Here is a 19,320-nt window from a genome sequence, read left to right on the forward strand (position 1 = left end):
TAAGTCTGCTTTGAGCGAGAAGCGGATATTAACGTCTGTGTAACGGGCCGGTTTGGATCGCCAGCGGAAAACCGGTCCCGTTGACACATTGGTTAAGCATTGATTTATAATCACATCGTGCACTCAAGGAACTCTTCTATCCGCTGCAAGCTCGACCCATCGAAATATTCCCCAAGATGAGAGACTACAACATCTTCACTCTCAAATTCCGCCTTGTAACCCTCAAAATCAGCCAAACTACCGATGTATCCAATTTGTAGTCCTGACTTAAAAGCGGAACCAAAAACCTTCGGCAAAAATGCATCTTTCGGTATATATCTAACCCCGATAACCAGTAGAGTTTTCGCTGACTTAGCAGCCTTCTGCGTCGACTCCCTAATCTCATCCACGAAAGGGTTATTAAATGGGTTGCGCTTCTCAGCTTCGTAGGCGCTAATTACCGACAGGACATTTTCATGAAAAACCATAGAGGTTGGATCCATAACATCCGTTTCCATATGAATTTTGGATGTGAGGTCAAGAGTCGTTGCCTGTGGGGTTGCAGGACCGCTTCCGAGAAGCGCAATAAAGTGCGCCGAGCCATGAGGCTTATAGAATGGAACTTTTTCACCTTCCTTCGATGAATTAAATCTATCACCTTTTATAGAAGAAGACCCCCAGTCCAATATATAGCCGTTTCGGCGGAGGGCTATTTCTAGAAGTGACTCATAGTTCAAAGAGACGAAGGATGCTCGCTGTATATTCTTAGCGCCGATTATTGATATTAGGTCGTAATATCGAGATCTTTTGTGCACCTGCTTGAACTGCCTAAAGAAATGGGATACTACGGCTACCGAACCAGTGAAAGCCTCAGGGCAATTCCCGATTTTCGAGATCCATTCTTCGAAATCCTCGCCGCACTCGACCTTTGTGAAATTCTCTATTGCCGAGAATCTGCTATCTTTTCTGCGCAAGTGCTCGGCTAAGCGGGCTCCTAAAGGAGGCCTGAACTTATCATGCTGGCCAAAGGACGCACCGGCGCCTACAAGTACTAACAAGTCCTTATCAGCCATTAGCGATCCCACCTCCGAGTGAATAATAGATGTTTAACACTTATTCGGCAGGTCGCCCTGTAATTAAACACAGATCAACCTGCTTTTGTAAATTTGTTATAAAGAACACTACTCCTTTATCTTAGGGCTTACAACAGCTTATAGATATAATTGATGATAATTCGGCCGACAAGTACAGGTTCAACCGTCTATCAAAGCACTGGTAGGCATTATCAATGCATAGGATATAATATAAACGCAGCAATTAAGTCTCGAATGAAAGGTAAATAAATATCTGCAATTGGCACAGAGCCGATCTAAGCTATGAAAATCAGGTTGCCTTCACAGCAAACGTAAGACCGGACAAAGACAGGAATACCTATCTATAAACCCTTCAGCACTCGCAACAATCAATACAAAACCCACTCTACCAGCAAACTCGCCTTTGTGACCAGAGCTCAGCCGATACCAACTGAAATCACAAAGCAAATGACTGGATATGGACCGGGGAAGACATAGTTAGACCATAGTGTCCAAAATACCAGTACAGTTGGCGAGCCAAAAATTAGCTTGATAAAGGCTAGGTTCGTCTGCGTGTTGAGGAAATGTCAGGTTGATTGAAACGCCTTAAAGACGGGCTAAAACGCGGAATTGGAGCGAGTAACGAGGTTCGAACTCGTGACCTCGACCTTGGCAAGGTCGCGCTCTACCAGCTGAGCTATACTCGCAAATCTGATTTACTGCTCTGGTTGCAGTAAATGGTGCCCGGGGCCGGACTTGAACCGGCACGAGGTTTCCCTCGAGGGATTTTAAATCCCTTGTGTCTACCGATTTCACCACCCGGGCAGACAACGTTTTGAAGCAATTTGTGCATCAAGCAATGGAGGCGGGTCCCGGAGTCGAACCGAGGTGGACGGATTTGCAATCCGCTGCATGGCCACTCTGCCAACCCGCCGCTGTGAGGATTTGCGTATTTGGAGCGAGTAACGAGGTTCGAACTCGTGACCTCGACCTTGGCAAGGTCGCGCTCTACCAGCTGAGCTATACTCGCATTGTCCTGCACAAGTGCCTGAGCACGTGACGCATTCTACTGGTTTCAAGCAGTCAGTCAACAATAAATTGTCACATTGCTGATCGACTGCTTATTTTTTTAGCTGCTAGTCTAAAGCCGCCTCAGCTCCCCTGCTCCGGCTCGCTGCCAAAGTCGTTGCGCGAGGCATAGACGTACTGGAACATCGAAGTCAAAGTTAACAAAGTTGCGATGTAGAGCAGTCCCCAGCTTAGTGGCATCACCCAGCTTAGCCAGACAGCACCAGGCTGCCAAATCAAGCCAATCAGCGCCACCATCTGGAAAATGGTTTTGAGCTTACCACTGCCCGATACTGCCACACTGGAGCGGCGGCCAAGACCTGCCATCCATTCGCGCAGCGCCGAGATAATGATTTCACGGCTGATCATGATCAGCGCCGGTATCGTCATCCACAAGCTTTGCAAATCCACCGTCACCAACACCAGCGCCATCACCACCATCACCTTATCGGCGACAGGATCAAGGAAGGCCCCAAAAGGGGTGGACTGCTCCAGTTTGCGCGCCAGATAGCCATCCAGTGCATCGGTGATGGCAGCCAGCACAAAGACCAGCGCTGCCCAGAATTTTGCCGTCTCCAGCCCGGAATAAAACAGCCACAAAAACACCGGAATCAGCAGCAGGCGAAACAGCGTTAACAAATTGGGAATGTTGATCATGCACGACTTCTCATTGCGAATTGGTCCTATGCTACTTGCTATGCAGCTGCTGGTAAATGGTTTCGGCCTGTTGCCGGGAAATTCCGGGTACTTTGCTCAATTCTTCGACACTGGCTTGTTGCACTCCTTGCAAGCCCCCCAAATATTGCAACAATGTCTGACGTCGCTTCGGGCCGATGCCACTGATTTGTTCCAACGGACTTTTCAGCATGGTTTTGCCTCGCTTATTGCGATGACCGGTTATCGCAAAGCGATGCGCTTCATCCCGGATCTGCTGCACCAGATGCAAAGCAGGATCATGAGCTGCCAGCTGCACCGCGGTCTGTCCCGGAATCAGCAAGGTTTCAAGGCCAGGTTTTCGCCCCTCGCCTTTGGCCACCCCCATCAACAGAGGCAAACGGCTGAAGTCCTGCTGGCTGAAAAAGTCGATGGCCCGCTGCAGCTGGCCTTTGCCGCCGTCAATCAGCACCAAATCCGGCAATTGCGACGCATCGGTCACTTTGCCGTAGCGTTTGTGCAGCGCAAAATCCATCGCCGCGTAATCATCCCCTGCCGTCACCCCTTTGACATTGTAGCGCCGATACAGGCTTTTATTGGCTCCTTTGTCATCAAACACCACGCAAGAGGCGATGGTATCCTGGCCCTGCGTATGGCTGATATCAAAGCACTCCATGCGCTGAATACTGGCAGCGGGCTGAAACAAAGCGCCCAATGCCTGATACCCCAGCCGGACTTTCTGACTTTGACTGACTTTGCCATCACAGGCGATACGGGCGTTTTTTTGGGCCAGCGCCAGGTAGCGCGCTTTTTCACCCCGTTTGGCTGTGGTCAGACGAATTTTCCGCTCTGCCAACTTGCTGATGGCCAGCTGCAGCACTTCGGTTTCTTCGGGTAATTGTGCCAGCACGATTTCCTTCGGGATCTGCTGCCCCCCCATCCGCTGCAAATAAAACTGCGTTAAAAAAGCTGGCAAAACTTCATTTTCTGCGGTGTTGGCCGGCAGCTTGGGAAAATAGGTTTTGCTGCCAATCACCTTGTGCTGGCGGATAAAGAGCAGATGCACAGCAGCGTTCCCATGCAACAAGCAGCTGCCGACCACGTCCATTTCTTCATGATCGCCACTGACCGACTGCTGCTCCTGCACCCGGCGCAGTGCCTGGATCTGGTCGCGCAAGCGAGCTGCCTTTTCAAAGGCCAGCTGCTGGCTGGCCGCCTCCATTTGCTGCACGAGGTCAGCCAGGATTTGCTGATCTTTGCCGGTTAAAAATAACCGGGCCAACCGCACCTGCTCTTGGTAGTCGGCATCGGCTATCTTGCCGACACAAGGTGCCGAGCACAGCTTCAATTGGTATTGCAAACAGGGCCGGGTTCGGGCCTGGTAGTAGCTGTCTTCACACTGACGGATCGGAAACAGCTTTTGCATCAGTTTCAGGCTTTGCCAGACTGCGCCGGCATTGGGGTACGGGCCAAAATACTGGCCTGGTACCGAGCGAGCACCCCGGTGCGACATTAATCGTGGGTGTTTGTGCTCGGTCAGGATGATGTATGGGTAAGATTTGTCGTCGCGCAGCAAGATATTGTATTTGGGTTTGTGCGCTTTAATCAGGTTGTTTTCAAGCAGCAGGGCTTCGGTCTCGCTGTCGGTCAGGGTCAGTTCAACCTGCGCGATTTGACTGACCAGAGCCCTGGTTTTAATGCTGTCGACCTGAGCGCGAAAATAACTGCTCAGGCGTTTTTTCAGGTTTTTTGCCTTGCCCACATAGATGACTACGCCTTTGGCATTGAGCATCCGGTACACACCCGGCTGCTGCGGTACCTGAGGTAGAAAGGTTTTGGCATCAAACATCAGGGCTGGACCAGCGGACTGTGCCATCAGGCTTTGGCAATATCGATCATCCCGTGGCGCAATGCCAGATGCGTCAGCTCCACATCACCATTGATCGACAGCTTTTCAAACATCCGATAGCGGTAGGAGTTGACCGTTTTAGCACTGACGTTGAGCTGGGTGGCAATGTCATTGACTTTTTCACCCCGGGTGATCATCAGCATAATCTGCAGTTCACGATCGGACAGCTCGTCAAAGGGGTTCTGCCCCTGATGATTGAGTTTGCTAAGCGCCATCTTTTGCGCCACTTCATCGGAGATGTGCCGCACTCCTGAATGCACTTTACGAATGGCAGAAACGACTTCGGAAGGCGCCGCATTCTTGGAAATAAAACCGGCTGCGCCCAGCTGCATCACCTTGGTGGGTACCGGCTCTTCGCAGGTCACCGACAAGGCCAACACCTTCACATCCGGGCAAAAGTGCAGGATCCGCTTGGTGGCTGTCATGCCGCCCATTCCCGGCATGTTCATATCCATCAGCACCACATCCGGGGTGTGCTGACGACAAAATTGCAGAGCTTCTTCGCCGGTACCAGCTTCGCCTATCACCTTGATACCACGCTCGTCCTTAAGTATACGACTGATGCCAGTCCGAACAAGCTCATGATCATCGACAATAAGTACGTTAATCAAGCTGCTTCTCCGCTTCACTGGTTTAGTTATTCGTTATATTGAGTCTAGTCGAGAACAGCCATTTACTCGACCTGGTTGCAGGGAGTCTGCAATCTATTGTCACAATTTTTATGGCTGCTAGTCTGCCAGATCCGGTCGGAATTTGGAACGAAAACTTTACTGAAAAATTAAGGGGAAGAAAGGGATGCAACAGAGGAAGAAGAAAATGGCGGAGGGAGAGAGATTCGAACTCTCGGTGGGCTATTAACCCACGCCGGTTTTCAAGACCGGTGCATTCAACCGCTCTGCCATCCCTCCGGCACAACCCAATACGGTACTGGGGGCTAATCACAGTGCATTTTTAACGGGCTTAGCCAACCGGTAAAAATGGCGGAGGGAGAGAGATTCGAACTCTCGGTGGGCTATTAACCCACGCCGGTTTTCAAGACCGGTGCATTCAACCGCTCTGCCATCCCTCCAGCGAGGCGTATACTAATCAGTTTGCAGCCCAAAGAAAAGCCCTTTTTGACATTCTTGCATTCAGCCAGCTAATTTTTCACCAATTTGCTTTTTTGCATCGGCTTTGCCACGGAAGCACTAGAGCTTAGGGAACTTAGCGGGTATGATAGTTATCAAAGCTTTAACGAAGTCCCGATTCTAAAATTAGGCAACAAGTACAAGGAGACCTGTATGTCGTACAGAGAAACCCAAACCATCAGCTCGGTGAGCCGTGGTGTTGAAATCAACAAAGTGCTGCGCAATACCTATTTCCTGCTCGGCATGACGCTGGCGGTCAGTGCCATTGCTGCCGTCTTTGCTATGGCGCTGAATATCTCGCCCATGGCTTCCCTGGTCTGCATGATTGCTGGCTTTGTCTTGCTGTTCGTCGTCAACAAGCAAGCCGATAAAGCCAGCGGCATTATCTGGATCTTTGCTTTTACCGCCTTGCTTGGCGCTTCATTAGGCCCAATGCTGAACTACTACGTTGGTCTGGCCAATGGCCCAAGCCTGATTATGCAAGCCTTGGCAGGTACTGCGGTGATTTTCTTCTCGCTGTCGGCTTACGCCCTAACGACCCGTAAAGACTTCTCTTTTATGGGCGGCTTCTTGTTTGTCGGTTTGATTGTGGTGCTGCTGGCGGTGCTGGCTAACATCTTTTTGCAGATCCCAGCTCTGTCGCTGGCCATCAGCTCGGCGGTGATTCTGATTATGTCGGGTCTGATCCTGTTTGATACCAGCCGCATCATTCACGGTGGTGAAACCAATTACATCCGTGCCACAGTCGCCCTGTATTTGAACATCTTTAATATCTTTGTTCACCTGCTTAGCCTGCTGGGTGTGCTGAACAACGATTAAAGCACTGAACCAGCATCAAGCCAGGTTGATGGACTTGGTGCTGGCGCTGTTTTTCAGTAAAATGCCTCCTTTATTGCGAGGCATTTTTTTTGGCAACTCTGGAGGCCTATGACAACCTTTGCTTTGTTGCTGACCGAATCACCATTGGGTGGCCAGGCTTTTCAAAGTTGCCTGCGCTTTGCCCGCTCTGCCATTGAGACCGGGCACAGCATCGACCATGTTTTTTTGTATCGTGATGCGGTGCTGGCGGCGAGCCCGGACATTGATCTGCCCAGCGATGAACCCAATGTCGCCGGTTTATTGGCAGACTTTTGCCAAGCGCAGCAAATTCCCTTGCTGTTTTGCAGTACCGCAGCGGAGAAACGTGGGCTGTCCCTGGTTACTTTTACTACTGCACAGAGCAAGCCACAGAGTTATCAGCTGGCTGGGCTGGCGGAGCATGCCATGCGCCTTGATGGCTGTGACAAGGTAATCCAGTTCTGATGGCCGGCCCAACCCTTGTCTGGCTGCATAGCAGCCCCTACAACAGCAGTCGGGCGCGCGAAGCCCTGGATTACCTGTTGGCGCTGGCGGCCGTGGAACAGCCGGCACAGTTGCTGTTAACTGGCCCTGCCGTGGTGTTGCTGCAACCCCATGCCGACTTTAGCCAAAGCTTGCAGCTAAAAGATTGCAGCAAACAGCTGGGGCTCTTGCCATTGTACGAGCTGCCTGCGCCTTGGGTCTGTCAGCACAGCCTGGCGCGCTATCTACCCGATGCCGCTGTGCTGGCTTACGACGGCACCCTGCTGGCCGAGCCAGACTGGCAGCAGCAATTAAGTCATTTTTCTCAGGTGGTATCTTTTTAATATGAAACTGCTGCATTGGATATACCCGGAGCTGCCCGGCCTGGCACTGCTGGCGCAACTTACTCCCAGCGATGTGTTGCTGTTGCGTCAGGATGGCTGCTACACCCTGCCGTTGGACTGGCCGACTCTGCCCTGCCGCACCCTGGTATTGGCAACCGATCTGCAGAGCCGGGGGCTAAAACTGCCTGCCAGCTGGCAGGCTATTAACGATGCAGACTGGGTTGCGCTGGCAGCCCAGGCAAATCAGGTGGTGTTATGGCCGAAGTTGCAGTGAACGGCCAGCGGATCCCGCTGGATAAACACGGCTATCTGGCCGATTTAACGCTCTGGAATGAGGACTTAGCCGGCTATTTTGCCGAGCAGGAAGGCATCGAGCTGACCGATGCGCATTGGGAAGTGGTGCATTTTGTGCGGGACTTTTACCAGCATCATCAGACCTCACCGGCCATCCGCTTGCTGGTTAAAGCCATGGCAAGCCAGTACGGACCTGAAAAAGGCAGCAGCAAGTATTTGTTTATGCTGTTTCCGGATGGCCCGGCCAAGCAAGCCACCCGCATCGCGGGCCTGCCGAAGCCTGCCCGCTGTCTTTAACCGGTTAGCCTTCGGCAGTTAACACCGTCTGGCCTTGCAGGTAAGGCTGCAACACGGTCGGCACCCGAATGGAGCCGTCGGCTTGTTGGTAGTTTTCCAGCACCGCAACCAGAGTACGACCTACCGCCAGGCCTGAGCCATTCAAAGTATGCAACAGTTCGGGTTTCTTACCTTCCGCCAGTCGAAAGCGCGCCTGCATCCGGCGGGCCTGGAAATCGCCCATGTTGCTGCATGAAGAGATCTCACGATAACATTGCTGCGCTGGCAACCAGACTTCGAGATCGTAGGTTTTGCAGGCACCAAAGCCCATATCGCCGGTGCACAGCAGCATCACCCGATACGGCAATTCCAACAGCTGCAATACCCGCTCGGCGTGCTGAGTCAGTTCTTCCAGCGCCTGCATCGAGTGATCCGGGTGCACCAATTGCACCAGCTCAACCTTATCAAACTGATGCTGACGAATAAGACCACGGGTATCCCGGCCGTAGGAGCCGGCTTCGCTGCGAAAACACGGGGTATGAGCCGTCATCTTGACCGGTAGCTCTGCCAAATCAAAGATGGTATCGCGCGCCAGGTTGGTCAAAGGCACTTCGGCAGTAGGAATGAGAGCCATGCCCTGACCTTCTTCGGTGGCCGGCTTGGTGTGGAACAAATCACCGCCGAACTTTGGCAGCTGGCCAGTACCATAAAGGCTGGCATGATTGACCAGATAAGGCACCACCATCTCGCTGTAGCCGTGCTCATTGCTGTGCAAATCCAGCATAAACTGCGTCAATGCCCGGTTAAGCCTGGCTATCTGGCCACGCATCACCACAAAGCGCGTGCCGGACAGCTTGACGCCACTTTCAAAGTCCAGCCCCTTGTCCAGCGCTTCCCCGAGATCGACATGATCTTTGGGTTCAAAATCAAAGGTCGTTGGCTCCAGGAAGCGGCGCACTTCGACGTTGTCGTTTTCATCCTTGCCGTGCGGTACCGATGGATCCGGCAGGTTGGGAATGCTCAGGCTGATCTGCTCCAGCTCGGCTAAGAGCGCATCCAGTGCCTGTTTGGCACTGTCCAGTTGTTCACCAAGGCCAGCGACTTCCTGCAACAATGGAGCGATGTCTTCACCACGGCTTTTGGCCAGGCCAATTTCTTTCGAGCGGCTGTTGCGCTGATTTTGCAATTCCTGAGTGCGGACCTGCAATTCACGGCGGCGCTCTTCCAGCTGGGTTAAGGTAGCCACATCCAATGAGAAGCCTCGACTGGCCAGGCGCTCTGCGGTTTGGGCGAGTTCGCCACGTAAAAACTTTGCATCCAACATAGGGTTTCTAACTTCCAGGCTAAAAGGCCACAGGGCCGGATTATAGGAAATGGGTTGATTGTATCATTCCCGGTAACGTTTGTTCGGACTTTGTGCGTCCAACTCGGCTAAATAGCGCATTTTTTCAGCAAGTTGTTTTTCAAGACCGCGATCGGTTGGCTGGTACAACCGCAGATCGGACAGTGCTTCGGGCAAATAATTCTCACCGGCAGCATAAGCGCCCTCTTCATGATGGGCATAGCGGTACTCAGCACCAAAGCCCAGCTCTTTCATCAGTTTGGTTGGCGCATTGCGTAAATGAGGCGGCACCTCGTGATCAGGCTGTTCGCGCACCAGCTGACGCATTTGCTTAAAGGCCGAATACAAGGCATTGCTTTTCGGTGCCAGCGCCAGATAGACCGCCGCCTGCGCAATGGCACGCTCGCCTTCGGCCGGACCGACCCGCTGAAAAGTATCCCAGGCGTTGAGCGCCAGCGTTAGCGCCCGTGGATCGGCATTGCCGATGTCTTCGCTGGCGATGGCCAGCAAGCGCCTGGCCACATAGAGCGGATCGCCGCCGCCTTCCAGGATACGGCAGTACCAGTACAAGGCAGCATCGGGTGCTGAGCCCCGTACCGACTTATGAAAAGCCGAAATCAAATCATAAAACTGATCGCCCTGATTATCAAAACCCGGCAGTTTGCGGGGCACCAGCTGACGCACCAGCTCGGCACTCACCGGCTGCTGCTGGCCTGAAGCACTGCTGTACTCGGCAATCAATTCCAGCAGGTTCAGCAACTGCCGGGCATCGCCACCAGCCAGCAGCAACAACAAAGTTTCGGCCTCGGCACTTAAGCTCAGCTGCAGCCGGCCCAGGCCCAGCTCAGAGTCGGTCAAAGCACGCTGAATCAGAGGCTTGAGCTCGTCTTCGCTCAGCTTATTCAACACACAGACGCGGGCACGGGACAAAATGGCATTGTTCAGTGCAAAGGAAGGGTTCTCGGTGGTGGCGCCAATAAACACAATGGTGCCATCTTCGATGTGCGGTAAGAACGCATCCTGCTGGCTTTTGTTGAAACGGTGCACCTCATCGACAAACAGCAAGGTCCGCTTTTGCCATTGCAACTGCCGGGCTTTGGCATCCTCAATCGCCTGGCGGATCTCTTTAATGCCCGCAGTCACCGCTGATAATTTGCACAACTCGGCATCGGCATGGTGGGCGATGATTTCTGCCAGAGTGGTTTTGCCGGTACCCGGCGGACCCCATAAGATCAACGAAAACACCTTGCCCTGCTCAATGGCCTGACGCAGCGGCAAACCTTCGGCCAATAAATGCTGCTGGCCGACATAGTCGGCCAGGCGTTGTGGGCGAAGTCGGGCCGCTAGCGGCCGAACATCGTCATTAAATTCGAAGCTAAGGCTGGACACCGGCCTTACCTTTGGTCGTCGATATCGACATCGGCCGGCGGCTCAAACCGAAACAGGCTGGCAGCAAAGGCCTGGCCTGCTTCCGGCTGTGGGCTAAAGGTAAAGAGGCTGCGCTGGCCATTTAAGTCCAGCACCAGCATTTGCTGTAAACCAGCATCATTAAATTGCAACTGCAGGTACTGCACCGGGCTGGCCGGATCTTCCGCTTCGATGCGGTAACCACCTTCGATGCTGCTGATGCGGTATTGTTGCCATAGCTCGGTATCGTCCGACATCAACAAGGTAAAGGGCGTACGCTCCAGCTCTGCTTTGGCATCAAAGATACTGACCTGCTCCAGCAGCTCGTGGTAGTACCACAGGGTCTCGCCATCCCCAACAAAGAGGATGGGCTCCGGCAAGCTCATTTCGTAACGAAACATGCCCGGCTGTTGCAGCCACAAAGTCCCTTCGCCTTGCTGCACCAACTGCTGCTGCATGTCAAAGACCTGTTGCTCGAAGCTGGCGTAAAAACGTGTCATGCCACTCAGTTGTTGCTGCAATGTCTCGGCTGCGTTCTCCGCAGCACACACCGCACTGCCCAGCAGCATTGCAGCTGCAAATGCCCAATGTCTCATCCATTCCCCTTGACTGGCGGTGGTGCCAGTACTTCACGATTGCCGTTGTGGCCAGGACCACTGACCACACCACTGTGTTCCATTTGCTCGACCAGACGAGCCGCTCGGTTGTAACCAATGCGAAAACGCCGCTGCACGCCAGACACCGAAGCCCGACGACTTTCAGTGACAAAGGCCACGGCCTGATCATACAGCGGATCGGCTTCGCCATCGTCCCCTTCGAGTGTTTCCCCGGGCAATAAGTTCTCTTCGGTGGTTTCACCGCTTAAGATTTCAGCAATGTACTTCGGCTGACCGCGACGCTTCCAGTCGGCCACCACCGCATGCACTTCATGGTCATCGACAAAGGCACCATGCACCCGGTTCGGCACACCGGAACCCGGCGGTAAATACAGCATATCGCCCTGCCCCAACAGGCTTTCCGCCCCTTGTTGGTCTAAGATGGTCCTAGAGTCAATCTTGGAGCTGACCTGAAAGGCAATCCGGGTCGGAATATTGGCTTTAATTAAGCCGGTGATCACATCAACCGAAGGCCGCTGCGTCGCCAGGATAAGATGGATCCCGGCTGCCCGGGCTTTTTGCGCAATACGGGCAATCAGCTCTTCGACTTTTTTACCCACAATCATCATCATGTCGGCAAATTCATCGATCACCACCACAATGGCAGGCAACTTCTCCAGTCTGGGCGCTTCATCGCGCATGTCATCGGACGGCTTCCACAAGGGATCAATCAGCGGCTCGCCGGCAGCTATCGCTTCTTTCACCTTGGCGTTGTAGCCTTTTAGGTTCCGCACGCCAAGCGCCGACATCAGCTTGTAGCGGCGCTCCATTTCACCAACACACCAGCGCAACCCATTGGCGGCATCTTTCATGTCGGTGACCACTTCGGTCAGCAGGTGCGGAATGCCTTCGTAAATCGACAATTCCAGCATTTTGGGGTCGATCATCAGGAAACGAACTTCATCGGGCGTCGATTTGTAAAGAATACTGCAAATCATCACATTGACGCCGACCGACTTGCCCGACCCCGTGGTACCGGCAACCAGCAAGTGTGGCATCTTGGCCAGATCGGCCACCATGGCTTTACCGGCAATGTCTTTTCCCAGCACCATGGTCAGCGGCGAGCGCGATTGCTCAAAGGTGGCATCGCCAATCACTTCGGATAAACGAACGATCTCCCGGTGCTTGTTGGGCAACTCCAGGCCGATGAAAGACTTGCCGGGGATCACCTCGACCACCCGCACACTGATGGCGGATAAAGAGCGGGCCAAATCTTTGGATAGGCCGGTAATTTTACTGACTTTCACCCCTGGGGCCAGATCGAGCTCGAAGCGGGTAACGACAGGACCGGGATGCACCCCAACCACTTTGGCTTCGACATTAAAGTCCAGCAACTTGGCTTCAACCAGGCGGGATACCCGCTCCAAATCGGCCGGATCAATCGGGTTCTGGGCTTTATCCGGTCGGTCCAGCAGCTCCAGGCCCGGCAGCTCAGTGACCGCATGGGGCTCGGACTCCGGGCCATCGTCATCGTCCAGCTCTGGCTGTAGCAGCGGGGCTGTTTTCGGTTTGAGCTCGGTATGACGCAATGTTTTTTCTATCTGTTCCGGCAGCTCCGGTTCATCAACCGCGCTGAATGACAAGGTATCCTCGGCCAAATCGTCAACGCTGTAAAAAGCTCGGGCATCTTTTTGCTCCAGCGGTTGGATAGGCAGCTTGGGCTCGGCCCGGCCAGGGAACGCTGCCGAAGGTGCTGGTGCTGAGCCAGTGCTGATCGTTGGTGAGCCGGCTAAAGCAGGTTCATCCAGCCAATCCTTGTCCGCTTCAGGCGACGACTTTGCACGACTTTGCGCAACTTCCTGCTGGTTTTGCTGCCATTTTTGTTGCAACCAGGATGGCAGCTGCAACAACCAGATGCCAAGCTGCCATACCCAGGCGCCTAAGGCGTCCATCACAGTAAACCAGGAAATACCGGTCATCAGCGTCAGGCCGGTGGCAAAAAAGCACAACAGCAACAAGGTGGTGCCGACAAAGTTTAAATAGGGCAACAGCAAACCACTGAATACATCGCCTACTACACCGCCGGACGAAAAGTAGTAAATATCATTAAAGTTCATGCTGCTGATCGCCGTCGCACTGATCAGGGTTAGCACCAGGCCTATCAAGCGCAGTCCCAGGATCAGGTAGTCAAGCTCCAGCACATGATGAAAGCGTTTGAACAGCAAATAGCCAAGCCCTGCCACCAGTACCGGCATCAGATAAGCAATCCAGCCGAAACTAAACAGCAAAAGATCGGCCAGCCAGGCGCCGACAGGTCCGGCATAATTGGAAACACCGTGCTGATAGCCGGTCTGTGACCAGCTGGGATCAGCCGGGTTAAAAGAAATCAGTGCCAGCAGTAAAAACAGCGCCAGGCCACAACAAAGGATCAGCCCAACTTCCAGCAACCGCTGAACGCCGTTTAAATTAAAGAAGGATATCCGTGGCAAAAGCGCGCCTCACTGTTGTTGCTCAACCGCTTGGTGAAAGATACCAGACTGCGCCCTGGGATGCATCTGTTTGGCCTCAGCCTGCTGGAAATTCCACCCTATTGGTAACTTTAATCACCTTAACTGAACCCAGGCTGGATCAGGGTTTGATAAAACTGCTTTGTTTGACTTCTTCCATCACCACGTAAGTCCGACTTTCGCGCACACTGGGCAGACGTAGCAAGGTTTCCCCTAAAAGCTCGCGGTAAGCCGCCATGTTGGATACCCGGGTTTTCAGCAAGAAGTCGAAGCTGCCGGAGACCAGGTGACACTCCTGAATTTCATCCAGCTTTTGCACCGCTTTGCTAAACTCATCAAAGTCCTCCGGCGAGGTTTTGCTCAGGGTAATTTCCACAAAGACCAGCAAAGCCGCCCCCACTTTGACCGGGTCGACCAGGGCGCTGTAGCCCAGAATGTATTGTTCAGCTTCGAGTTTACGCACCCGCTCCAGGCAGGGGGTCGGGCTTAGCCCTACCCTTCTGGCCAATTCCACGTTGGAAACCCGGCCATCACGCTGAAGTTCAGCTAAAATCTTACGATCCGTTCTGTCGAGCTTTTTAATGCTCTTACTTTGCGAAAACATGCAGTCACTTATTCTGTTTTTTTAGATCTAAATAGAACTTTACACTACATTGCGCCATTAAAACAGAGATTAATTTCCATAAATTAGCATTATACTAGCACCAAATTTTACACCCTACAAAAAGGCGATTCCATTATGTTGATTGGCGTACCTAAAGAAATTAAAAACCACGAGTACCGGGTGGGTATGACCCCGGCCAGCGTGCGTGAAGTAATCCAACATGGTCACCAGGTGATCGTTGAACACAATGCCGGCATTGGCATTGGTTTTACCGACGACGACTACCAGGAAGCTGGTGCCGAAGTTCTGGCAACAGCTGCCGACGTCTTTGCCAAAGCCGAGATGATTGTCAAAGTGAAAGAGCCTCAAGCCGTTGAGCGCGCCATGCTGCGTGAAGGCCAGATCCTCTTTACTTACCTGCACCTGGCACCTGACCTGCCCCAAACCGAAGATCTGATCAAAAGCAAAGCGGTTTGCATTGCCTATGAGACCGTGACCGACAACAAAGGTGGCTTGCCGCTGCTGGCTCCTATGTCGGAAGTTGCTGGCCGGATGTCCATCCAGGCAGGCGCCCGCGCCCTGGAGAAGTCCTGTGGCGGTTTAGGCATGTTGTTAGGCGGTGTGCCAGGCGTTGCCCCAGCGAAAGTCGTTGTGATTGGTGGTGGCATGGTCGGTACCAACGCAGCTCAAATGGCGGTTGGCCTGGGTGCCGATGTCACGGTGCTGGATCGCAACGTCGATGTGCTGCGCCGGGTCAATGCTCAGTTCAATGGTGCGGTCAAAGCCGTTTACTCCACAGCCGATGCGCTGGAAAAAGAAGTGCTGGCCGCTGATTTGGTGATTGGTGGCGTGCTGGTACCAGGCGCTGCAGCGCCAAAACTGGTCACTGCTGATCACATCAAACGAATGAAGCCAGGTGCTGCCATTGTCGATGTGGCCATCGATCAGGGCGGTTGTGTGGAAACATCCAAACCAACTACGCACGCGGATCCAACCTACATCGTGGATGATGTGGTGCATTACTGTGTCGCCAATATGCCAGGCGCAGTGCCTCGCACTTCGACCTTTGCTCTGAACAACGTGACCCTGCCTTACATCATTCGGTTGGCGAACAAAGGCTACAAACAAGCCTTGCTGGACGATGTACATCTGCGCAATGGTCTGAACGTCTACCGCGGTCAGGTAACCAATGAGTTTGTAGCCGAAGCGCTGAAGTTTGATTTCATTGAGCCGGTTACCGCTTTGAACAGCTAAGCGCTGACAACAAATAACCGCTTGATTTGTCTTAAAACGCCCGCTTTTAGCCGGGCGTTTTTATTGGGCCGCTCTTTTTTTGATGAAACCTTTGTGACAGTGCAAAAAATAACTATACATTCGCTAAATAGCTGATATGATGATGTCTGGCCTGTAATGCAGACCTATGTACACAACTTGTTCCTGAACACTTCGCAGCACAGCTTCATAGTAAGTCATGTCCCTGAAGATTCACGCTGGTTGGCCACATAAGTAACATTTTTGCCGGCTACCAACGCATCATGCGTTACACACTTAAATTTTTATTTTTTCAGGAGACATCACATGTCTAAATCAACTGGTATCGTTAAATGGTTCAACGCTGACAAAGGTTTTGGTTTCATCACTCCAGATAACGGTGGCGCTGATGCATTTGTTCACTACCGCGCTATCATGAGCGATGGTTACAAAACTCTGACTGAAGGCCAGCGCGTTTCTTTCGAAATCGAGCAAGGCCAGAAAGGTCCTCAAGCTGCGAACGTAACTCCGCTGTAAGGCTGACTTACTTCGATCTAAAAAGGACACCGCGGTGTCCTTTTTTGTTGCCTGCAATTCGGCCCGGCCACGCAACTCAGTGCTGAGCTGCGTCTTTATCCGCCTGCTGTTGCTGTTTCAACACAGGAGCGCCGTACATGGTCTTCAGCCAGTGCTGTTCAGCCTCCGTGTGTTCTGCCAGCTTGGCTTGCCAGTCGGCTCTGTCTTGCGCACCAATGCTATCGTGCTCGACCCCAGCCGCCAGGTAGTTGATTGGAAACAAACGGTAATTGCGGTAAATCTCTGCATCCAGCGCTGCCGCCAACTCATCGGCTGAGTCGACATTCGGCTGGATCATCTTACCAAAAGCAACATGCACCCGCCCTTTTAAGCCGGTTATGCCCTGAATAATGCTGTCAATGTCTTCGAACTCGCCTTTGACATAGCGTCCTTCGGTTTGCTTTTGCACCAGCTCACGCACTTTGGCTTTGTCGCATGGGTCCAGCTCGTAGCTGATGGTCACCGGCACAATGTGCAACTGGCCAATGTCTTCTGCAAAACTCAAGCCCTGGCGTCGGCCTTCCATGTACAGCATTTTTAGCATGGCGGCATCGGTGTAATCGTTGCCATCTTTCGCCCGGCCTTCACGTTGGGCAATCCAAATCGATTGCTTTTCGGTGCCCAGCGAGTGATGAATGTAGGCCGACAGCTGACCCAAGGCTTTCAGCATTTCACGCGGGCCTTTGGCCGAGCGGCGGACAATAAAGCTTTTATTCAACCGCATCAGGGCGGTGACGCAGGCTTTTTTCAGCAAATTATCGCCAATCGCAATCCGGGCCGTGTTCATGCCGTACTTGTGCAGGCACCAATTCACCATGGCTGGATCCATCGCAATATCCCGGTGGTTGGAGATAAACAAATAGGCTTGATCCTGTTGCAGTTGCTCGACCCCGGAGTAGCTAAGCCCGCTGGTGGTGGTAGCAATGGTTTTTTTCATAAATGCCGCCACTTGCAGCTGCACATCGCGCACGCTTTTCAAGCTGGACCAACGCCGTTTCAGCGCCACTTTCACCAAAGGTGACAACAGCCAGCCCAAGGGGCCGGATAAATGCGGAAAACGGTAGTGCAAAATAGCATTGATAAACTCTTGATCGGCAATCAAGCCGGCAATAGCGCCAGCAACCTCATCGTCGTGGTAAGGCCGGATATCAGCAAATGGATCCTGTTCAATCTCTGTCATGCGATTACTTCAGTCATGAATCAAAGCCTCCTATTCTACCGACTCTGGCGATATTGGCTAGCACCTCCTTCTTTTTTGTAGGGTTTTTCAACGTAAAATCTGCCCTGCACTGTCATCATACTGTCATTCTGTCCAACTATGCTGATTTTGCATTCTGTGCTGTGTGCTCAAATGGAGGATCTGAAATGCGAGCCATACAACCCATAGCAGAATTAGATTTAGCCTTTTCGCTGTTTTGCCTGCGGCACCGCTTTAATCGCCAGGTGGCCAGCGTCAGCAAGCTTGTGTCCCGTACCGGTGACGGCCACCTTTACCTGCTGCTGGGCATACTCAGCTGGTGGCTTGACAGTCACCGCTTACTGCAAGCCGGGCTGCTGGCTTTTAGTATTCACTTGCCAATCTATTGGTTAGCCAAGAACAGCTTTCGCCGTCGACGTCCGAAAGAACTGTGCGAATTTCTCACCTGCTTTATCACCCCAAGTGATCGTTATAGCTTACCTTCTGGTCATACTGCAGCGGCCTTTTTAATGGCAACGCTCATCGGTCAGTTTTATCCGGAGTTTTATCTGCTGGCGCTGTGCTGGGCCGCCTTAATCGGTTTATCCCGGATCTTACTGGGCGTGCACTTTATGACCGACGTATTGATTGGAGCGCTGCTGGGCATGGCCTGTGCACAGATTGCTCTGTCTCTCTTAACCTAGGAGTTTTATGAAACTACTTTACGGTGTGCAGGGAACCGGCAATGGCCATATCGCCCGGGCCAGAGCCATGGCACAGGCACTAAAAAAGCAGCCCGTACAGGTGGACTATCTGTTTTCCGGCCGACCAGCCGAACAGTATTTTTCAATGGCTGATTTTGGCGATTACCAAAGCCGGCAAGGACTGACCTTTCTAACCGAGCAAGGCCGGGTTCGCCCGGTAAAAACGGTGCTGAACAGCCACCCAATCCAGTTGCTGCGAGATATAAAGCAACTGGATTTATCCGACTACGATGCCGTCATCAATGACTTTGAACCCATCAGTGCCTGGGCAGCGCGTCGGCAAAAAATCCCCTGCATTGGTATCAGTCACCAAAATGCCTTTCGCTATCAGGTACCCAAAGTAGGCATGACCCAACTGGATAAACTGGTGATGCAGTACTTTGCACCGGTCGATTACGCCATCGGCTTGCACTGGCATCACTTTCAGCAGCCCATTCTGCCACCCATCGTCCACCAACTGGACTCCGATTCCATTGCAACCGAGCCTTATGTTCTGGTGTACCTGCCCTTTGAAAGCCTGCCTCAGATCAGAGGCTTGTTGCAGCGCATTAAAAACCAGCGCTTTGTTTGCTATCACCCGGAGCAAAAAGAACATGAAATTGCCGACAACCTCAGCCTGCACCCCTTATCACATCAAAATTTTCAACGGCATTTGCAGCGCTGTGAAGGCGTCATTGCCAACGGCGGCTTTGAGTTGCCATCAGAGGCCTTGTCCCTGGGAAAAAAACTGTTGCTAAAGCCGCTGCAAGGCCAGTTCGAACAACAAAGCAATGTGGAAACTCTGCGTCAGCTGGGACTGGCAACCGCCATGACAGAGCTGAATGCTCAAACCATTATCCAATGGTTGCAAACCAAAAGTGCAGGTCAGGTACAGTACCCGAAGGTAGCCGAGGCATTGGCGCAATGGATTTTGGATGGCAACTGGGATACAACGGACACACTGCGCCAGCTGCTGTGGCAACAAAGCCAGTTTCCCAAAGCGACCCGACTGCCTGGCAATCCGCCAAGCCATGAGTCTTTCGTCGAAAAAGTTTAAAACCGGCTGGACTTAC

General features: G+C 52.7%; 19 protein-coding genes and 6 tRNA genes. 9 read left to right on the plus strand and 16 right to left on the minus strand.

What is annotated here, in order from left to right:
• Positions 1-110 precede the first annotated feature (110 nt).
• From Q3O59_RS07535 to Q3O59_RS07580, 10 genes are all read right to left on the minus strand, one after another.
• Complete coding sequence (locus Q3O59_RS07535; protein ID WP_305944981.1) at positions 111-1,052, minus strand: hypothetical protein; 942 nt, start codon at positions 1,050-1,052, stop codon at positions 111-113.
• Between the two features lie 631 nt (positions 1,053-1,683).
• Positions 1,684-1,759: transfer RNA gene (locus Q3O59_RS07540), tRNA-Gly, on the minus strand.
• A gap of 31 nt (positions 1,760-1,790) precedes the next feature.
• Positions 1,791-1,877 (minus strand) — tRNA-Leu (locus tag Q3O59_RS07545).
• A gap of 35 nt (positions 1,878-1,912) precedes the next feature.
• Positions 1,913-1,986: transfer RNA gene (locus Q3O59_RS07550), tRNA-Cys, on the minus strand.
• Between the two features lie 20 nt (positions 1,987-2,006).
• Positions 2,007-2,082 (minus strand) — tRNA-Gly (locus Q3O59_RS07555).
• A gap of 122 nt (positions 2,083-2,204) precedes the next feature.
• The gene (gene pgsA / locus Q3O59_RS07560) at positions 2,205-2,777 is read right to left on the minus strand and encodes a CDP-diacylglycerol--glycerol-3-phosphate 3-phosphatidyltransferase (protein WP_305944982.1); all 573 of its coding nucleotides are present in this window, start codon (positions 2,775-2,777) and stop codon (positions 2,205-2,207) included.
• 31 nt (positions 2,778-2,808) lie between these two features.
• Positions 2,809-4,623, minus strand: coding sequence for an excinuclease ABC subunit UvrC (gene uvrC / locus Q3O59_RS07565; protein WP_305944983.1), 1,815 nt, complete (start codon positions 4,621-4,623; stop codon positions 2,809-2,811).
• 26 nt (positions 4,624-4,649) lie between these two features.
• A complete protein-coding gene (uvrY, locus tag Q3O59_RS07570; protein ID WP_305944984.1) occupies positions 4,650-5,294 on the minus strand; it encodes a UvrY/SirA/GacA family response regulator transcription factor in 645 nt (214 codons plus the stop codon).
• Positions 5,295-5,500: 206 nt separating this feature from the next.
• Positions 5,501-5,591: transfer RNA gene (locus tag Q3O59_RS07575), tRNA-Ser, on the minus strand.
• Between the two features lie 70 nt (positions 5,592-5,661).
• A tRNA-Ser gene (locus Q3O59_RS07580) sits at positions 5,662-5,752 on the minus strand.
• Between the two features lie 211 nt (positions 5,753-5,963).
• Here Q3O59_RS07580 and Q3O59_RS07585 point away from each other — a divergent pair.
• The 5 genes from Q3O59_RS07585 to Q3O59_RS07605 all read left to right on the plus strand — a co-directional run bounded on the left by Q3O59_RS07585 (position 5,964) and on the right by Q3O59_RS07605 (position 8,065).
• Positions 5,964-6,629 (plus strand): Bax inhibitor-1/YccA family protein, encoded by a 666-nt coding sequence (locus tag Q3O59_RS07585; protein WP_228589630.1) that lies wholly within the window; start codon positions 5,964-5,966, stop codon positions 6,627-6,629.
• Between the two features lie 108 nt (positions 6,630-6,737).
• Positions 6,738-7,112: a DsrE/DsrF/TusD sulfur relay family protein gene (locus tag Q3O59_RS07590; protein WP_305944985.1), complete on the plus strand. Its 375-nt coding sequence runs from the start codon at positions 6,738-6,740 to the stop codon at positions 7,110-7,112.
• Positions 7,112-7,474: a DsrE family protein gene (locus tag Q3O59_RS07595; RefSeq protein ID WP_305944986.1), complete on the plus strand. Its 363-nt coding sequence runs from the start codon at positions 7,112-7,114 to the stop codon at positions 7,472-7,474. Before Q3O59_RS07590 ends, Q3O59_RS07595 begins: the two co-directional genes overlap by 1 nt.
• 1 nt (position 7,475) lies before the next feature.
• A complete protein-coding gene (locus Q3O59_RS07600; RefSeq protein WP_305944987.1) occupies positions 7,476-7,748 on the plus strand; it encodes a DsrH/TusB family sulfur metabolism protein in 273 nt (90 codons plus the stop codon).
• Positions 7,730-8,065, plus strand: coding sequence for a TusE/DsrC/DsvC family sulfur relay protein (locus tag Q3O59_RS07605; RefSeq protein ID WP_305944988.1), 336 nt, complete (start codon positions 7,730-7,732; stop codon positions 8,063-8,065). The genes Q3O59_RS07600 and Q3O59_RS07605 overlap by 19 nt, the downstream gene beginning before the upstream one ends.
• Before the next feature lie 4 nt (positions 8,066-8,069).
• Here Q3O59_RS07605 and serS read toward each other — a convergent pair whose 3' ends face one another.
• The 5 genes from serS to lrp form a co-directional block, all read right to left on the minus strand.
• The gene (serS, locus tag Q3O59_RS07610) at positions 8,070-9,368 is read right to left on the minus strand and encodes a serine--tRNA ligase (protein WP_305944989.1); all 1,299 of its coding nucleotides are present in this window, start codon (positions 9,366-9,368) and stop codon (positions 8,070-8,072) included.
• Positions 9,369-9,431: 63 nt separating this feature from the next.
• Positions 9,432-10,775: a replication-associated recombination protein A gene (locus Q3O59_RS07615; protein WP_305944990.1), complete on the minus strand. Its 1,344-nt coding sequence runs from the start codon at positions 10,773-10,775 to the stop codon at positions 9,432-9,434.
• A 5-nt stretch (positions 10,776-10,780) separates the two neighbouring features.
• Positions 10,781-11,389, minus strand: a complete 609-nt coding sequence (gene lolA, locus Q3O59_RS07620; protein ID WP_305944991.1) for an outer membrane lipoprotein periplasmic chaperone LolA — start codon at positions 11,387-11,389, stop codon at positions 10,781-10,783.
• A complete protein-coding gene (locus Q3O59_RS07625) occupies positions 11,386-13,878 on the minus strand; it encodes a DNA translocase FtsK (protein WP_305944992.1) in 2,493 nt (830 codons plus the stop codon). Before Q3O59_RS07625 ends, lolA begins: the two co-directional genes overlap by 4 nt.
• Before the next feature lie 139 nt (positions 13,879-14,017).
• Positions 14,018-14,500, minus strand: coding sequence for a leucine-responsive transcriptional regulator Lrp (lrp, locus tag Q3O59_RS07630; RefSeq protein WP_228589621.1), 483 nt, complete (start codon positions 14,498-14,500; stop codon positions 14,018-14,020).
• 135 nt (positions 14,501-14,635) lie between these two features.
• Between lrp and ald the strand changes: the two genes are divergently transcribed.
• Both ald and cspE read left to right on the plus strand, forming a co-directional pair.
• On the plus strand, positions 14,636-15,754 hold the full coding sequence (gene ald / locus Q3O59_RS07635) for an alanine dehydrogenase (RefSeq protein WP_305944993.1): 1,119 nt from the start codon (positions 14,636-14,638) through the stop codon (positions 15,752-15,754).
• A gap of 324 nt (positions 15,755-16,078) precedes the next feature.
• Positions 16,079-16,288, plus strand: coding sequence for a transcription antiterminator/RNA stability regulator CspE (gene cspE / locus Q3O59_RS07640; RefSeq protein WP_091340618.1), 210 nt, complete (start codon positions 16,079-16,081; stop codon positions 16,286-16,288).
• Between the two features lie 76 nt (positions 16,289-16,364).
• Here the strand turns inward: cspE and Q3O59_RS07645 are convergent, their stop codons facing one another.
• On the minus strand, positions 16,365-17,507 hold the full coding sequence (locus Q3O59_RS07645; protein ID WP_305944994.1) for a 1-acyl-sn-glycerol-3-phosphate acyltransferase: 1,143 nt from the start codon (positions 17,505-17,507) through the stop codon (positions 16,365-16,367).
• Positions 17,508-17,692: 185 nt separating this feature from the next.
• On the opposite strand from Q3O59_RS07645, the gene Q3O59_RS07650 reads away from it, so the two are divergent.
• Both Q3O59_RS07650 and Q3O59_RS07655 read left to right on the plus strand, forming a co-directional pair.
• Positions 17,693-18,208 (plus strand): phosphatase PAP2 family protein, encoded by a 516-nt coding sequence (locus tag Q3O59_RS07650; RefSeq protein WP_305945128.1) that lies wholly within the window; start codon positions 17,693-17,695, stop codon positions 18,206-18,208.
• A gap of 7 nt (positions 18,209-18,215) precedes the next feature.
• Positions 18,216-19,304 (plus strand): MJ1255/VC2487 family glycosyltransferase, encoded by a 1,089-nt coding sequence (locus tag Q3O59_RS07655; RefSeq protein WP_305944995.1) that lies wholly within the window; start codon positions 18,216-18,218, stop codon positions 19,302-19,304.
• The last annotated feature ends 16 nt before the right edge of the window (positions 19,305-19,320 follow it).

It is taken from the genome of Alkalimonas delamerensis (assembly GCF_030717955.1).
Taxonomy (GTDB): Bacteria; Pseudomonadota; Gammaproteobacteria; order Enterobacterales; family Alteromonadaceae; genus Alkalimonas; species Alkalimonas delamerensis.

Bases quoted from the DNA above. Each gene is read 5' to 3' on its own strand.
- Q3O59_RS07585 (WP_228589630.1), top strand. From the start codon at position 5,964: ATGTCGTACAGAGAAACCCAAACCATCAGCTCGGTGAGCCGTGGTGTT.
- Q3O59_RS07605 (WP_305944988.1), top strand. From the start codon at position 7,730: ATGGCCGAAGTTGCAGTGAACGGCCAGCGGATCCCGCTGGATAAACAC.
- cspE (WP_091340618.1), top strand. From the start codon at position 16,079: ATGTCTAAATCAACTGGTATCGTTAAATGGTTCAACGCTGACAAAGGT.
- lrp (WP_228589621.1), bottom strand. From the start codon at position 14,500: ATGTTTTCGCAAAGTAAGAGCATTAAAAAGCTCGACAGAACGGATCGT.
- Q3O59_RS07655 (WP_305944995.1), top strand. From the start codon at position 18,216: ATGAAACTACTTTACGGTGTGCAGGGAACCGGCAATGGCCATATCGCC.
- Q3O59_RS07595 (WP_305944986.1), top strand. From the start codon at position 7,112: ATGGCCGGCCCAACCCTTGTCTGGCTGCATAGCAGCCCCTACAACAGC.
- Q3O59_RS07645 (WP_305944994.1), bottom strand. From the start codon at position 17,507: ATGACAGAGATTGAACAGGATCCATTTGCTGATATCCGGCCTTACCAC.
- lolA (WP_305944991.1), bottom strand. From the start codon at position 11,389: ATGAGACATTGGGCATTTGCAGCTGCAATGCTGCTGGGCAGTGCGGTG.
- Q3O59_RS07535 (WP_305944981.1), bottom strand. From the start codon at position 1,052: ATGGCTGATAAGGACTTGTTAGTACTTGTAGGCGCCGGTGCGTCCTTT.
- uvrC (WP_305944983.1), bottom strand. From the start codon at position 4,623: ATGTTTGATGCCAAAACCTTTCTACCTCAGGTACCGCAGCAGCCGGGT.
- Q3O59_RS07600 (WP_305944987.1), top strand. From the start codon at position 7,476: ATGAAACTGCTGCATTGGATATACCCGGAGCTGCCCGGCCTGGCACTG.
- Q3O59_RS07590 (WP_305944985.1), top strand. From the start codon at position 6,738: ATGACAACCTTTGCTTTGTTGCTGACCGAATCACCATTGGGTGGCCAG.
- ald (WP_305944993.1), top strand. From the start codon at position 14,636: ATGTTGATTGGCGTACCTAAAGAAATTAAAAACCACGAGTACCGGGTG.
- serS (WP_305944989.1), bottom strand. From the start codon at position 9,368: ATGTTGGATGCAAAGTTTTTACGTGGCGAACTCGCCCAAACCGCAGAG.
- Q3O59_RS07650 (WP_305945128.1), top strand. From the start codon at position 17,693: ATGCGAGCCATACAACCCATAGCAGAATTAGATTTAGCCTTTTCGCTG.
- pgsA (WP_305944982.1), bottom strand. From the start codon at position 2,777: ATGATCAACATTCCCAATTTGTTAACGCTGTTTCGCCTGCTGCTGATT.